The following is a 14,546-nucleotide window of genomic DNA, read 5'->3' as shown; positions in this document are numbered from 1 at the left end:
GGCTTGTCGAGGCGCCTGGCCAAGCGCGCGCTCAAGGGTACGTTCAGCGTCGGCCCCGCCGGCCGCCGATCCCCTGGAGAATGTCGACGTACACGTACCGGCCGTCGACCCAGCGACCGCCCTCGGCGAGCTCGTACCCTCCGTCCACGACAACCGTCGCGGGCGCTGCCGTTGATGTCACGTTCGGTCTCCTGGGTCAGCGAATCGTCGTGCCGTCCGGCTGGTCGAGCAGGCCGAGTTCGTCCCGTGTCGGCAGGCCCTCCCAGTCGCCCCGGGACGCTACTGCACAACAGGCCCCTTCGGAGCCGCGCCCTGGCGGCACAGGTCCACGAACGCGGTGGCCGCGGGCGACAGTTGCTCGCAGCGCCACATCATCACCGCGCTGCGGACCAGGCGCGGCTCGGTCAGCATGACGACCGCGCCCCGGCCGGCCGCGTCCTCCGCGAGCCGGCGCGGCAGCAGGGTGGCTCCGGCACCGGCCAGGACGAGGGGGACGATGGCGGCGCGATGCGGGGTCTCGACCGCGACGCGCGGCGGCTTGCCGTCGACGGTCAGTACGTGGTCGACGAGGGCGCGCATGGCGGTACCTTCCGGTGTCGAGATCAGTGGGAAGGCCGCCAACGCGGCGACGTCCACGGCCTGCTGGCCGTCCTGCTGGGCCCCCGGCGGCAGCACCGCGAAGAACTCCTGCTCGGGCAGGCGCAGATGATCAAGGCCGTCCAGGCCGACCGGGGACTCGGCGAGCCCCAGTTCGCACTCGCCCGTGAGGACCATCCGGGTCACCGCGTCATCGTGTTCGGGGTCCGTGACCCGGACGTCGACCAACGGGTGCCGTTCCCGGAACTGGCCGATCAGCTCGGCCAGCGGGTCGACCGCGAGCGTCGTCAGCGCGACGATGTCGAGCCGTCCGCCGACCAGTCCGACCACGGCGTTCACCGAGGCCCGCGCCGTGGCGAAGTCCCGCAGCACCTGCTGCGCCGGGCGGACCAGCGCCTCACCGGCCGCCGTGAGGCCGACACCGCGGCCCAGCCGGTGGAACAGGGGCGTGCCGAGGTCGCGTTCCAGCGCCCGGATCGCTTGCGACAGGGAGGGTTGCGCCACTCGCAGACGACGGCTGGCGTTGGTGAACCCCCCGCTGTGAACGATCGCTAGAAAATATTCCAGCTGGCGACGTTCCATAGGCGGATCCTATGTGAATTGTCAAGAACTGGTCTTCCTTCACCGGGCGCAGCCGTTGTGCGGACCGTTGCCGGAGCGGGATCGTTTCCCGCCAAGAGGCGACGGTGCCTTCACCTCTCCCCCGCCGGTCTTTCACCGCCCTGAAGGGACGCCTCCTGATGATGAGTTGCTGCGGCATGGACCACCACCAGGCGGGCTATACCGAGAGCCAGCGCAGGGACCTCGACCGCGTGCTCGCCTTCAACCGCCGCCTGGCCGCGGCGATCGACGACTGTACGGACATCTCGGCCGTGGTCGCGGTGCTGGACCCCGATCCGCTGCGCTACATGTGGGTCGACGAGGGCGGCGGACGGCTCACCGAGTATCTGGCCGCCGCCGAGCGGGAGTTGAGCACCGCGGGCCGGCTCGCGGGCCACCGCAGGCTGCCCGGCCGGGCAGTGTGCGCACCGCGCTCGGCGGCCCGCCCGGCGGTCGCGGCGGCGGACGACGGCCGGGTCCTGTACGCGTGGATCGAGTGGCAGGACGAGGTCGGGGAGCGCGTCGTCGCGGCGCTGGCGGACGGCCCCGGCGCCGAGGCGGTGCCGGTCGTACTGAACGACGAGCCGTCCGACTGTTTCCGGCCATCCGCCGCCTTCGACTCCGAGGGAGGCGCCTGGGTCTGCTATGGGCGGGCGGACGCGGACGGTCACGTGGACGTGTGGACACACCGTTTCGATCCCACCTCGGGGTGGGGTGCCGCTGAGCGGATCAGCGGGACCGGCCACCCATCGTTCAACCAAGAGGTCGTCGCGCACACGGACGGCGGCATCGAGGTGGTGTGGCAGGGCCCGCACGGATCCGGCTTCGGCATCTGGTCCCGGCGTCTGCGGGACGGGGCGTGGGGCGGGGTCCGGCTGGTCAGCGAGGGCGCGGCGGGCAACGCCTGGGATCCGGCGGTGGCGGCTCTGCCGGACGGCGGCAGCGCGTACGCCTGGTCGGAGTACGTGGCCGGGTCGTACCGGGTGGTGGTGTGCGTCGCGGACGGCTCGGGGGTGCTGGGGCCGGTGCGGCCGGTGAGTTCGGGGACGGACTACGCGCTGCACCCCAGCCTCGCGGTGACCGCGGACGGCGGGCTCTGGTGCGCGTTCGACGTCATCGCCGTGCACGGGCACGGCGGTTCAGGGCCGACCCGGCTGCGACCGGTGGCCGAGCTCGCCGAGGCGCCGGGGGTCATCGGCATGCGGGACAGCGGCGACTCCGTACCGCCGGAACTGCTGCCCGAGGTGACGGCGTCGCTGCGGGTCGTGCGGGTGACGGAGGACGGGCTGCTGGAGCCCGACGGCGTACTGGCCGAAGGGCTCGATGTCGTACCAGGCGGGCTGCCCCGGCTGGCCGCGGACGCGTCCGGCGGGCTGACCGTCGCGTACCGCACCCACCGGCGGCTGCCCCTCATGACGTACTACTGGGAGGTCGCCGCGCAGACGCTCGGCCCCGACGGCTGGTCCCGCCCCGTCACCTTCGGCGGCAGCGACGGGACGCTGGAAGAGGTCGCGGTGGCGCGCGCCGGGGACGGTGTGCTGCTGGCCTGGCAGACCGACGGCAGGCTGGAGCGCAGCCTCACCTGGACGGAGGGCTTCGGCGGCCGGGAGTGCCCGAACCTGCTGGAGCACCTGGGGTCGGTGGTCTGGCACGGGATGCACGGAGTCGGCGCGATCAGCTCCGCGGTCCTTCCCGCCGACGGCCGCCCCGCGCACGCCGCACGCCGCGTCCCGGTGGTGGCCAGCAGCGACCGCCGTGAGGCCCGCTCCTGGGCCGACACCCCCAGCCCCCGCCACCGCACCGAGGTCGACGGCACCGAACTCACCCTGTACTGGGGCGACTTGCACCGCCACTCCCTGGTCAGCCGGTGCACCTCCGGTGACGAGCCGTCGCTGGAGGACTTCTACCGCTACGGCTGGGACGTCTGCGACTACGACTTCTGGGCGGTCACCGACCACTCCGAGAACAGCAGCGCCTACCAGTGGTGGTCGATCCAGAAGATCGCCGACCTCTTCCGGGTCGACGACCGCTTCGTGCCGATGTACGGCTTCGAATGGACCGGCAACACCGGGCACCAGAACGTGATCTACGGTTCCGAGGAGCGCGGCGCGCCCATCTACTCGTCGTTCGCGGCCGGTTCGCAGACCCCGGACGAGCTGTGGGCGAGCCTGCGGCGGCATCCGCGCTATCCGGCGCTCACCATTCCGCACCACCCGGGCTCGGCGATGATCCCGTACGACTGGGACTACCAGGACCCGGAGTTCCTGCGCCTGGTGGAGGTGTTCCAGGCGTGCCGGGGCAACTACGAGCAGCAGGGCTGCTTCCGGCAGTACTCGGACGGGACGCTCGACGGGACGTTCGTGCTGGACGGGCTGCGCCGGGGACACCGCTTCGGGCTGATCGCCAGTTCGGACCACGGCAACGGGGCGAGCTACGTCGGCGCGTTCGCCGAACGGCTCACCCGGCAGGGCGTGTTCGATGCCCTACAAGCCCGCCGGGTGTTCGGCGCGACGACCCGGGACGTCATCGTCGACGTACGGGTGGGCGGCGCCTTCATGGGCAGCGAGATCCGGCGCGACGGGCCCGTCGAGATCGAGGTCTACGCTCGCGGTTTCCGGGACCTCGCGCGGATCGAGCTGGTCCGGGGCGGCGAGACCATCCAGAGCCTGGCCCCCGACCCGGTCCTGCCGGAGGGCTGGGTGGAGCTGCCGCTGCGCGTGGAGTTCGGGCAGAGCGGCGTCACCACCGACTGGAGCGGGAGCCTGCGCGTCGACGGCGGCACGATCGTACGGACGCCGTTCTGGAGCCCCGAAGTCACCCTGGCCGACGACCACTTGGTGCGGTGGACGGCGTACACCAAGTCCTTCGGTGAGCCGTACGGTTCGCAGCGCGGCGGGATCGAGCTGACCCTGACCGGCCCGCCCGAGGCCACGGCCGTCCTGGAGACCGCGCAGGGCGGCATGACCGTCGCGCTGGGCAAGCTGCTGGCCGGGGCGGTCGAGATGCCGGGCGGGGACGGCGGGCGACTGCGCCTGGGCCGCGGGACCGGCGGGCTGACCTCGCTCGGCGGGACCGAGCGGCGGCTGACGTGGACGGACGATCCCGGCGGCGCCGCGTACTACTACGTACGAGTCATCCAGATCGACGGCGAGATGGCCTGGTCATCTCCCGTTTGGGTGGACCCCGAAGAGCCGACGGGGCGTGAACCCGCTACCGCTTCCCCCTTCGGAACCGCTTCGCCCTTCGAACAGGAGAACGTGCCCCATGTACCCCATGTACCCCATGCTCCCCAGAAGTAGCAGATCCCGCTCACGCGGACGGCTCACCGCCGTCCTCTCCCTCGCCCTCACGATTCCGCTGCTGCTCGCGGGCTGCGGCAGCGGCGACTCCAGCTCGTTCGGCTCCGGTTCCGGCTCCGGCGGCGAATCGAAAGCGGTCCGCCTCGTCCAGCAGCCCTGGGCGGACCTCGTCGTCGAGAACCAGATCGTCAGCGACATCCTCACCAAGCTCGGCTACTCCCCCTCCGTCCAGGAGGTCGCGGTCCCGCTGGGCGCCCAGGCGCTGTCCACCGGCAAGGCGGACGCGTACCTCGGCAACTGGTGGCCGTCGCAGGAGAGCGTGTACGGCAAGATGATCGACGACGGGTCGGTCGCGGTGTCGGGCACCGTGCTCACCGGCACGCAGTACGCCCCGGGCGTCCCCGGGGCGATGGCGAAGGAGCTGAAGATCAGCTCCCTCGCGGACCTCGACGCCAAGGGCGACCTGTTCAAGCACGAGATCCTGGGCATCGAGCCGGGCACGCCGGGCAACCAGGCCATCCTCGACGCGATCAAGAAGGACGCGTACGGACTGGGCGACTGGAAGCTGGTCCCGAGCAGCACCGAGGCCATGCTCGCCGAGGTCACCCGCCGGGTCGCCAAGGACCAGCCGGTCGTCTTCCTGGCCTGGAGTCCGCACTGGATGGTGGTGAAGTGGGACGTGACGTTCCTGGCCGACCCGCAGAAGGTCTGGCCCGGCGCCGGCGAGATCCGCACGCTCACCCGGTCCGGGCTGAAGAAGGAGGACCCCAACGTCGTCCGCTTCCTGTCCCAGGTCAGCACCGACGCGGCGACGGCATCGGCGTGGATCGACGCGTTCGACAACAAGAAGCAGTCGGCGAAGGAGATCGCCGCGGCATGGATCGACGCGCACCCGGAGGACGTCAAGAAGTGGCTCTTCGGCGTCAAGACCGTGGACGGCGAGGACGGTGCCGCGGCGGTGCTCGGGGCTGACGCGTCATGAGCCCAGGACTCCCGACGGCGCAGTCCCCGGCCCCGCCCACGGAGGCCACGACAGCGATGATCGAGGGCTCCGGACTGAGCAAGGTGTACGGGCTCTCCGAACCCCGGGCGGCGGCCCTGCTCCAGGGCGCCCGCCCGGCGCCGTCGGTCGCCGCGGCCGGGGGAAACCTCGCCGTCCACGACGTCGCGTTCACCGTGGGCCAAGGCGAACTCTTCGTCATCATGGGCCTGTCCGGCTCCGGCAAGTCGACGCTGCTGCGGATGGTCAACCGGCTCGTCGAGCCGTCGTCCGGGACGCTGCGGATCGACGGCGCCGACGTGACCGGCATGGAGCCGGCCGCCCTGCGCGAGCTGAGGAACCGTCACATCAGCATGGTCTTCCAGCACTTCGCGCTGCTGCCGCACCGGACCGTACGGGAGAACGCCGCGTACGGGCTGCAGATCCGGCAGGTCCCGGCGAAGGAACGGCTGGAACGGGCCGACGCGGCACTGCACCAGGTGGGCCTCGGGGACCGCGGAGACGTACGCCCCCACCAGCTGTCCGGAGGCATGCGGCAACGGGTCGGTCTGGCCCGCGCGCTGGCGACCGACGCCGACATCCTGCTGATGGACGAACCGTTCAGCGCACTGGACCCGCTGATCCGGCGGGACATGCAGGATCTGCTGCTCCGGCTCCAGGCGGAACGCCGGCGCACCATCGTCTTCGTCACCCACGACCTCAACGAGGCCATGAGGATCGGCGGGCGGATCATGGTGATGAAGGACGGCCGCGTCGTGCAGTGCGGTACCGGACCGGAGATCCTCTCCTCACCCGCCGACGCGTACGTGAGCGACTTCGTGTCCGACGTCGACCGGTCCCGGGTGCTGACCGCCGGCGCGGTGATGCGGCCCGCGCTGCTCACCGCGAGCGCCGGCGAGGCGCCCGCGGCCGTCCTTGACCGGCTGGCGAACGCCGAGGCGAACGGCGTCTTCGTCCTGGGCGACGACGGGCGGCTGCTCGGCGTGGCGCGGGACGAGGACCTGGCCGCCGCCCTGCGGGACGGTGAGCCGGACATCGTAGGGCGGGTGGTGGACACGTTCGACGCGGTGCCGCCGGACCTGCCCCTGTCGGACCTGCTCCACCTCGCGGGCCGGAACATCGTGCCGGTCACGGTCGTGGAGGACGGGCGGCTGCTCGGTGTCGTGCCCAGGGCGGCCATCCTGTCCGCCATCGCCATGCCGGGGAGGAGCGGTCATGCCTAGGATCCAGGTCGGGCAGTACGTCAACGACATGATCGAGTTCCTGCTGCGCCACCTGGGCGGGGTGTTCGACGGGCTGGCGTCGGCGGCGACCTCGGCGGTGGACGCCGTCTACTGGGTCGTACACACCCCTCCTTCCGGGGTGATGATCCCGGTCTTCGCGGTCATCGCATGGCTCGCGACCCGTCACTGGCAGCTCGTGGTCTTCACGGTCCTGGCGTTCCTGTTGGTCGACTCCATGGAACTGTGGACGGCGACGATGCAGACCCTCACCGTCGTGCTGATCGCCGCGACCGCGGCCGTCGTGATCGGCGTGCCGATCGGGATGTGGGCGGCCACCAGCGGCCGGGTCAGCGCGGTGGCGCGGCCGGTGCTGGACTTCATGCAGACGCTCCCGGTGTTCGTCTACCTCATCCCGTCCGTGTTCTTCTTCGGCATCGGCGTCGTGCCGGGCGTCGTGTCGACGACGGCGTTCGCCATCCCGCCCGCGGTACGGCTGACCGAGCTCGGCATCCGGCAGGTCGACCAGGAGATCGTGGAGGCCGCGCACGCCTTCGGGTCCCGGCCCCGGCAGGTGCTGCGGCAGGTGCAACTGCCGCTCGCCATGCCGTCCATCATGGCGGGCGTCAACCAGGTGATCATGCTGGCGCTGTCGATGGTCGTCATCGCCGGCATGGTGGGCGCGGGCGGGCTCGGCGAGGTCGTGGTGCGCGGTGTGACGCAGCTCGACATCGGGGCCGGCTTCGAGGGCGGGCTGTCGGTGGTGATCCTGGCGATCTTCCTCGACCGGGTCACCAGCGGCCTCGGGACACCGGGGCTCCGCCCTCGACGGCTGCTGCTCCGCCGCCCGGCGGCGACCGCCACCTCCTCTTCCGACTCGGTGTCGCCGGACCATGAGTCCGCGGACCTGGAACCCACAGTCGCGGGTGCCGGGGACCTGGTGAAGGGAGCTCCCTCCTGAGCCTCCGAACTCCGGCCGCGCCGGAGGCCGTTGCGGGCGGGCCGGGCATCGCGACCGTCGAGCACCACAGCCGAGCCCGCACCGGAACCGGGCGATGAGCACACCGCCCGCCAGTCGGCCGGATGAGTGTTCCGTACGCTCCAGGACGCGTGGGCCTATAGGCCCTGGTCCCCGAAGGGGAGCGCGTCCAGATCTCCGTCGAAGTCCTGGGGGTCCAGGAACGCCAGGTCCAGGGGAGGGGGCGGCGGTTCTTTGTGACTGTCGGGGCCGAGCAGGGCCTGTTCGGTCCAGATGCACTTCCCTGTCGGCGTGTAGCGCGTGCCCCAGCGTTGGGAGAGCGCCGTGACCAGTTGCAGGCCACGGCCTCCCTCGTCGGTTTCCGTCGCGCGGCGCATGCGGGGCATCGTCAGGCTGCCGTCGAAGACCTCGCAGATCAGCTCGGCGCCGTGCAGCAGGCGCAGGCGGACCGGGCCCTTGGCGTGGCGTACGACGTTGCCCACGAGTTCGCTGGCCAGGAGCTCCGTGGTGGGCGTCAGGCCGTCCAGGCCCCAGGCGGAGAGCTGCTCGCGGACGTGGCGGCGGGCCTGGCCGGCCGCCTTCGGGTCCTCGGGGAGCGGCCAGGAGGCGATCCTGTCGCCGGTCAGGGCGTGCAGGCGGGCGACGAGGAACGCCGCGTCGTCGGCCGCCTGGTGCTCGGAGGGGAGCAGGCCGGCCGTCAGGGTGTCGCAGAGGCGCTCCAGCTCCGCGTCGGTTCCGTCCTCGTGGGCCGTGCGCAGGAGCCGGGCCAGATCCGCCATGCCCTCGTCGATCTCGCGCTTCGACGACTCGACCAGGCCGTCGGTGTAGAGGACGAGCAGGCTTCCCTCGGGGACGGCCACCTCGACCGTCTCGAACGGCGGTTCCGCCGCGCCCAGGGGTGGGTCGGCGGCCAGCTCCGGGAAGTGCACGGTGCCGTCGGGGTGGACGAGGGCGGGCGGCGGGTGCCCGGCGCGGGCGATGGAGCAGACCTGGGTGGTGGAGTCGTAGAGCGCGTACAGGCAGGTGACGTACGACTCCTCGCCCATGCCACCGACGATGTCGTTGAGGTGGCTCATGATCTCGTCGGGGGGCAGTTCGAGATCGGCCAGGGTGTGGACGGCGGTGCGCAGCCGGCCCATCGTGGCCGCCTCGGGCAGACCGTGGCCCATGACGTCGCCGACGACGAGGGCGACCTGTCCGCCGGAGAGCGGGATGATGTCGTACCAGTCGCCGCCCACGTCCATGCCCTGTCCCGCGGGGAGGTAGCGGGCGGCGGCCGTGCACGCGGGCAGGTCGGGCAGGCCGCGGGGAAGCAGACTGCGCTGGAGTTCGCGGGACCGGCCGTGCTCGGCGTCGTAGAGCCGGGCCCTTTCCAGGGCCTGCGCGACAAGGGCGGTGATCGTGGTCAGCAGGGTGCGCTCCTCGTCGGTGAGGCGGCGCGGACGGTCGAAGGCCACGACGCACACCCCGAACGTGTGACCGGACGCGGTCAGCGGCAGAAACGCCCAGGCCTGTTTGCCGGCGTGGCCGGGCAGGTCGGCCCGGCCGGGGTAACGCGTGGCGAATTCCTGCGGGGAGGACAGGAACAGCGGCGTGCCGGCCAGGATCGCGTCCCAGAGCGGGTTGGGCTGTATCGGCTCGCGGCTGTCGAGCCGGTCGAGGAAGTCGTCCGGGTAGCCGACGGATCCGACGTTGCACAGCCGGTCGCCCTCGCGCACCTGCACCACAAGGCCGGTGGCGGCGAACGGCGGCAGCACCCGCAGGGCGACCGCGTCCACCACGTCCTGTGAAGTCATCGCCTTGGCGAGTGCCGTGGTCAGCTCCGCGATCCGGGCCGCCCGTTCGGACGCGGCGCGTTCGGCGGCCTGGTGCTCCTCCGCGAGGCGCCGCTTCTCGGTGACGTCGGTGCAGTAGAGGGTGCGGCCGTCGGGTCCCGGCACAATCCGCACGTGATAGCGGCGCCCGTTGTCCGGCATGTGTACGTCGAACCCGGCGGGCTTCTCCTCGGCCGCGGCCTCTCGGCAGCGGCTCTCCAGGCCGGGGACCTGCAGTGCGGAGGGCAGCTCCCACAGCGTGCGCCCGAACAACTCCTCCTCGGAGAAGCCGAGCGTGCGTTCCGCCTCCAGGTTGGCGAAGGTGATCCGCCACTCGTCGTCCACCGCCAGGAAGCCGTCGCTCATGTGGCGCAGGGCCCGGCTGAGCGCGTCACGCGTGGAACGGGGCTCGTTGCTGTCCCACCCCACGCCGATCATCCGGTGGGCTTCGCCCTGCTCGTCGTACGTCGCCCTGCCGCGGGCCTGTGTCCAGCCCCATGTTCCGTCCAGTTTGCGCACCCGGTACTCGGCCTCGTACACGCCGTGCTCCCGGATCGCCCGCTGCGCCGCCGCCAGCGTCGGCGCCAGGTCGTCGGGGTGGACGATCCTCATCCAGTTCTCGATCTTGCCGGTGAAGTCCTCGGGCCTGGTGCCATAGAGCTCCAGGGCCGCCTCGTCCCATATCAGGTCGCCGGTCTGGATGTTCCAGTCCCACGAGCCGACGCTGACCTCCTTCATCGCCTGCCGCAGGCGCTCTCCGCTCAGCTCCGTCTGGGAGGGCCCGGACGGCGGCGGCGCCTGCACCATGCGCTCCTCGGTCCAGGCGATCACGGCCCGCAGGAAGTCCCACTGCTCCGGGGTGGGCTCGCCCCCGTCGCCCATCAGGAGGGTGAGCGCGCCGATGCTGCGGTCCCCGCTGAACACCGGTAGGGCGGCCAGGCCGGTGCCGGGCCACGTGACGTCCGCCGCTTCCGCCGGAAGTCCGGCCGGCCGGGTCGGCGAGCCCGCGGCCGGGTCGGCGAGCCCGTCGGATTCCAGCGGCACCCATACACCACTGCCCTGGTGCAGGGCACGCGCCGGGGCCAGCGGGCCCTCCTGGTCGAGGATCTCCCAGGGGCGGGTGAGGGCGGGAGGGAGACCGGCCGCCGACACCAGGCGCAGCGCGGACATGGGGCCACGAAGATGAACCGTTCCGCCCAAGGCGCCCAACTCGCCCACCGCATGCTGGAGTGCGAGCCGGAAGACTTCACTTTCCGTGACACCGGGGACAACCGTGCTCAGCAACGCCAGCCTTGCGTTCATGCCGCGGACCTTATCGTTCTCATCTCGTTCAAAACCTTGCTTCGCAGGATTCTCACGCTCATCCCCGGGCGGCGCCACAGGGTATCAACAGCGGTGAAGGTGAAGGGAGTTGGCTGAGTGCATCGTCAACTCCCGGCAGTGTAACGGGAGTAACGCTCCAGTCCCGTGTAACGTGCCTCCCCACGGGCAGCCTGGCGGCATGGATATCGGCGTCTTCATCCCCATCGGCAACAACGGCTGGCTCATATCGAAGAGTTCCCCGCAGTACATGCCCACCTTCGAGCTGAACAAGGCCATCGTGCAGAAGGCCGAGGAGCACGGGCTCGACTTCGCGCTGTCGATGATCAAGCTCAAGGGGTTCGGCGGCGAGACCGAGTTCTGGGACCACTGCCTCGAGTCGTTCACGCTGATGGCGGGCCTGGCCGCCGTTACGGAGCGGATCAAGCTGTACGCCTCGACGCCGATCCTCGTCCTGCCGCCGGCGATCGTCGCGCGCATGGCCGTGACGGTCGACTCGATCGCCCCCGGCCGGTTCGGCGTCAACATCGTCACCGGCTGGGCGCCAGGCGAGTACTCCCAGATGGGCCTGTGGCCCGGGGACGAACACTTCGGCAACCGCTATGCCCGGGCCGTCGAGTACGTCACCGTGATGAAGGAGCTGTGGAGCGAGGGCGTCAGCGACTTCAAGGGCGAGTTCTACGAGATGGACGACTGCGTGCTGTCGCCGCAGCCGGTGAACGGGCACATTGACATCGTTGCCGCGGGCCAGAGCAACACCGGCATGAAATTCGCCGCCGAGCACGCCGACTACAACTTCATCCTGGGCAGCGGCGTCAACACCCCGCTCGCGCTCTCGGACACCACGGCCACGCTCGTGGACGCGGCGCACCAGGCCGGCCGCGACGTCGGAGCGATGTCGCTGTTCATGGTCATCGCGGACGAGACCGACGAGGCCGCCCAGGCGAAGTGGCAGGACTACCACGACAACGCCGACCGCGCGGCGCTGGCGTACATGGCGGGGGAATCGGCCACGGACAAGACCGCCGACGACTCCTCGACCGCCCGCACCATCTCGCTGCCCGAGGGCGCCGTGAACTTCAACATGGGCACGCTCGTCGGCTCGTACGAGACCGTCGCGAAGATGCTCGACGAGGTCGCCGAGGTCCCCGGCACCAAGGGGATCATGCTGGTGTTCGACGACTTCCTCGAAGGCATCGAGAACTTCGGCACGCGCATCCAGCCACTGATGCGGTGCCGCTCGTGAAGTCCCGCTCATGACCTGGCGGAGCCCGCCCCCCTGCCGTTCAGCCCCGCTGGTGACCGAAGCGAGCACCCTTCAGGGTGAGGCCGTGCACCGCGGGGTCCACGCGGCGCTGGGGGTGGGTGCGCACCGGGGCGGGCTCGATCACCGAAGGGGGCTCGCCCGCCTCCGCCATCCGGCGCAGCAGCCGCTCGCGCAGGTCGTCGGCGAGGTCCCGGTGGGAGGCCAGGCCTACGAGGTTGTCCAGCTCGTAGGGGTCGTGGGCCAGGTCATACAGGGCGGTCTCGGTATAGCGGTCCGCCGAGGGCCGACGCCACGGGTCGGCGTCGGGTGCGCTGACGTGGTACTTCCAGCGGGAGGTGCGGATCGCCCTGCCGCACTCGGCCTCGCTGATCTGGATGTACACCTCGCTCGGCCACTCGGCCCCGGGATCGCGGACCAGGGGCAGGAAGGACCGCCCCTGCATGTCGTCGGGCACGCCGACCCCCGCGGCGTCCAGCAGCGTCGGGGCGAGGTCTATGGTGCTGACCGGCGTGTCGATCGCCCGGCCGCCGTCGAAGCCGGGGCCGCGCACGGCGAGCGGCACCCGCACGGAGCCGTCGTGACAGGAGCGCTTGTACTCGTCGTTACGCGTCTTGAAGTGGTTGCCATGGTCGGACGTGAACGCGACGATCGTGTCGTCGAGCAGGTCCATGCTGCGCAGCGCGTCCAGCAGCCGGCCGAGCCCCTCGTCGACGCGGCGGATCTGCCCGAGATAGCCGCCGATGTGGCGGTGCGCCGAGCCGCCGGAGGCCGACAGGGCGGCGAGGTCGGGCGGCATCCAGCGGCCCTGGTAGCGCTGCGCGTAGCCGTCGGGTGCCGGATAGCTGTCCACCTCGTTCTGGTGGTGCGGCTCGATGAGAGAGCAGAAGAGGTAGAACGGTTCGGCGTGGTGGTCGGCGGCGTAGCGTACGGCCGCGTCGAACAGAGCGTCGGAGCGGTAGCCGGGCAGGAGGACCGGCCTGCCGCCGTCGTCGTACATGACCGTCTTGTACGCGTCGGAGGTGAACTCCAAGGTGTTCGAGCCCAGCCAGGAGCCGTAGCCGCCGCGCTGTTCGGGCGGTACGGGGTTACTGCTCGCCAGGTGCCATTTGCCGAGGTAGCCGGTGGCGTAGCCGGCCGCGCCGAAGTGATGGGCGAGGGTGCGACTGCGCTCGGGCAAGGGGATGCCGTTACGGAAACAGCCGGTGGTCGTCGGGTACTGCCCGGTCTGGAGGGCCGCCCGCGCCGGGGCGCACACCGGCTGCGGGGTGATCGCCTGCACGGCGTGCGTACCGGTGCGCGCCATGCTGTCGAAGTTGGGCGTCAGGCCGAGCGGGTTGCCGTGCACCCCCGTCGTGTCCCAGCGCTGCTGGTCGGTGAAGACGACGATGACGTTCGGGGGCCGTTGCGGCATGGCGCTCCTTTGGTTCACATAGCTGATCACGGCCGTCTCAGGTCGAGCTGCGGCGGATCCGGATGGCCGACCGCGTTGCCGTACGCATGCGCGAGGAAATCACACGATGGAGCAGCCGAGCTGAACTGAACGGGCTCGGACGCGTACAACAACGACAGCAGGGCCTCTCGGCACTGCTCGGTTGGATTCGCATCCCCGAGCTGCCGAGAGGCCCTGTCTTTATGTGCGTACAACGGGAAGATCACCCCGCGGGAAACCTGTCCGACCCGCACGTTCCATGATCGCTTGAGATACGACTACTCAGTAAGTGGCCGGGACGGACGAACCGTCGAAGTTGACGGAGTAGACCTTCTTGTCGAAGCCGTCCACCGTCTTCCGCTTGAAGGTCACGTCGTCGGCGCTGCCCTCATAGACGACAGTGCCATTCTTGTTGGGGCCGAGGTTGTTGCCCGCGGCTTTGAAGGACGCGGCGGTCGCCTTGCCGCTCTGATTCAGACCCCTGTCCTTCTGCCAGAACTTGGTCGCCGACGCGGTACGCAAGTCGAACTCGCCGCTGATGTCGTCCTCGGTGAACAGGTGCAGGACGCCCGCGCCGTCCTTCCAGGAGACGCCATCAGCCACCAGGACGGTCTGCCACAGGACGACCGCGTTGCTCTCGGCACCCTTCTTGAGCGTTCCCTCGTCGTCCCAGTCGTCGCCGGTGTTGCCGCTGCCGTCGATGACGCCGACTTCCTCGTCCGCATGGGCCGCGCCCGTCGCCGCGAATCCCCCGAGAGCGGTGCCCACGGCCAGCACGGTCGCCATCGCTGCCTTGCGGAAGTGCTTGTTCATGTTCTTCTTCTTTCCCTTGGACCGCTCATCCCGTTGATCCTCGCGAGACCAAGCGGGTTGTCGAATTGACTAACTCGACCATCCGCGAAGAGAGCCTGGGGGGGTAGTCACGTAGTTCCGGGGCTTGACATCCGCCCACCCGGGGACGCCAGGACTGAGTGGGACAGTCGGCCCGTCGGCACCCGGGCGCCCCCGTTATGTTTTCCGC

The 14,546-nt window shown here is 70.7% G+C and carries 10 protein-coding genes; 5 read left to right on the top strand and 5 right to left on the bottom strand.

The window, feature by feature from the left end; genetic code table 11:
• Nucleotides 1-43: 43 nt before the first annotated feature.
• Nucleotides 44-181, bottom strand: coding sequence for a hypothetical protein (locus tag ACYVO6_RS44295; RefSeq protein ID WP_461071776.1), 138 nt, complete (start codon nucleotides 179-181; stop codon nucleotides 44-46).
• 98 nt (nucleotides 182-279) lie between these two features.
• Nucleotides 280-1,179: a LysR family transcriptional regulator gene (locus ACYVO6_RS44290; protein ID WP_033329136.1), complete on the bottom strand. Its 900-nt coding sequence runs from the start codon at nucleotides 1,177-1,179 to the stop codon at nucleotides 280-282.
• 176 nt (nucleotides 1,180-1,355) lie between these two features.
• On the opposite strand from ACYVO6_RS44290, the gene ACYVO6_RS44285 reads away from it, so the two are divergent.
• Genes ACYVO6_RS44285 through ACYVO6_RS44270 form a run of 4 tightly spaced genes read left to right on the top strand, consistent with a single transcriptional unit; the run spans nucleotide 1,356 to nucleotide 7,677 of the window.
• On the top strand, nucleotides 1,356-4,496 hold the full coding sequence (locus ACYVO6_RS44285; protein ID WP_461071774.1) for a DUF3604 domain-containing protein: 3,141 nt from the start codon (nucleotides 1,356-1,358) through the stop codon (nucleotides 4,494-4,496).
• Nucleotides 4,480-5,478 (top strand): glycine betaine ABC transporter substrate-binding protein, encoded by a 999-nt coding sequence (locus tag ACYVO6_RS44280; RefSeq protein ID WP_461071772.1) that lies wholly within the window; start codon nucleotides 4,480-4,482, stop codon nucleotides 5,476-5,478. The genes ACYVO6_RS44285 and ACYVO6_RS44280 overlap by 17 nt, the downstream gene beginning before the upstream one ends.
• Nucleotides 5,475-6,719, top strand: coding sequence for a quaternary amine ABC transporter ATP-binding protein (locus ACYVO6_RS44275; protein WP_461071770.1), 1,245 nt, complete (start codon nucleotides 5,475-5,477; stop codon nucleotides 6,717-6,719). The genes ACYVO6_RS44280 and ACYVO6_RS44275 overlap by 4 nt, the downstream gene beginning before the upstream one ends.
• Nucleotides 6,712-7,677: an ABC transporter permease gene (locus tag ACYVO6_RS44270; protein ID WP_461071768.1), complete on the top strand. Its 966-nt coding sequence runs from the start codon at nucleotides 6,712-6,714 to the stop codon at nucleotides 7,675-7,677. Before ACYVO6_RS44275 ends, ACYVO6_RS44270 begins: the two co-directional genes overlap by 8 nt.
• Before the next feature lie 155 nt (nucleotides 7,678-7,832).
• Here the strand turns inward: ACYVO6_RS44270 and ACYVO6_RS44265 are convergent, their stop codons facing one another.
• Complete coding sequence (locus tag ACYVO6_RS44265) at nucleotides 7,833-10,811, bottom strand: SpoIIE family protein phosphatase (protein WP_461071766.1); 2,979 nt, start codon at nucleotides 10,809-10,811, stop codon at nucleotides 7,833-7,835.
• Between the two features lie 199 nt (nucleotides 10,812-11,010).
• On the opposite strand from ACYVO6_RS44265, the gene rutA reads away from it, so the two are divergent.
• On the top strand, nucleotides 11,011-12,075 hold the full coding sequence (rutA, locus tag ACYVO6_RS44260) for a pyrimidine utilization protein A (protein WP_461071764.1): 1,065 nt from the start codon (nucleotides 11,011-11,013) through the stop codon (nucleotides 12,073-12,075).
• Nucleotides 12,076-12,115: 40 nt separating this feature from the next.
• Here rutA and ACYVO6_RS44255 read toward each other — a convergent pair whose 3' ends face one another.
• Both ACYVO6_RS44255 and ACYVO6_RS44250 read right to left on the bottom strand, forming a co-directional pair.
• On the bottom strand, nucleotides 12,116-13,507 hold the full coding sequence (locus ACYVO6_RS44255) for a sulfatase-like hydrolase/transferase (RefSeq protein ID WP_461071762.1): 1,392 nt from the start codon (nucleotides 13,505-13,507) through the stop codon (nucleotides 12,116-12,118).
• 300 nt (nucleotides 13,508-13,807) lie between these two features.
• Nucleotides 13,808-14,338, bottom strand: a complete 531-nt coding sequence (locus ACYVO6_RS44250) for a peptidoglycan-binding domain-containing protein (protein WP_461071760.1) — start codon at nucleotides 14,336-14,338, stop codon at nucleotides 13,808-13,810.
• Between the last annotated feature and the right edge of the window lie 208 nt (nucleotides 14,339-14,546).

Source organism: Streptomyces pseudoechinosporeus (assembly GCF_054783935.1).
The sequence above is the reverse complement of the archived record's forward strand: the minus strand, read 5'-3'. Positions and strand labels throughout refer to the sequence as shown.

What these genes read in the sequence shown, in the direction of transcription:
- ACYVO6_RS44280 (WP_461071772.1), top strand. Translation starts at nt 4,480, where the DNA reads ATGCTCCCCAGAAGTAGCAGATCCCGCTCACGCGGACGGCTCACCGCC.
- ACYVO6_RS44275 (WP_461071770.1), top strand. Translation starts at nt 5,475, where the DNA reads ATGAGCCCAGGACTCCCGACGGCGCAGTCCCCGGCCCCGCCCACGGAG.
- ACYVO6_RS44270 (WP_461071768.1), top strand. Translation starts at nt 6,712, where the DNA reads ATGCCTAGGATCCAGGTCGGGCAGTACGTCAACGACATGATCGAGTTC.
- ACYVO6_RS44250 (WP_461071760.1), bottom strand. Translation starts at nt 14,338, where the DNA reads ATGAACAAGCACTTCCGCAAGGCAGCGATGGCGACCGTGCTGGCCGTG.
- ACYVO6_RS44285 (WP_461071774.1), top strand. Translation starts at nt 1,356, where the DNA reads ATGGACCACCACCAGGCGGGCTATACCGAGAGCCAGCGCAGGGACCTC.
- ACYVO6_RS44290 (WP_033329136.1), bottom strand. Translation starts at nt 1,179, where the DNA reads ATGGAACGTCGCCAGCTGGAATATTTTCTAGCGATCGTTCACAGCGGG.
- ACYVO6_RS44265 (WP_461071766.1), bottom strand. Translation starts at nt 10,811, where the DNA reads ATGAACGCAAGGCTGGCGTTGCTGAGCACGGTTGTCCCCGGTGTCACG.
- rutA (WP_461071764.1), top strand. Translation starts at nt 11,011, where the DNA reads ATGGATATCGGCGTCTTCATCCCCATCGGCAACAACGGCTGGCTCATA.
- ACYVO6_RS44255 (WP_461071762.1), bottom strand. Translation starts at nt 13,507, where the DNA reads ATGCCGCAACGGCCCCCGAACGTCATCGTCGTCTTCACCGACCAGCAG.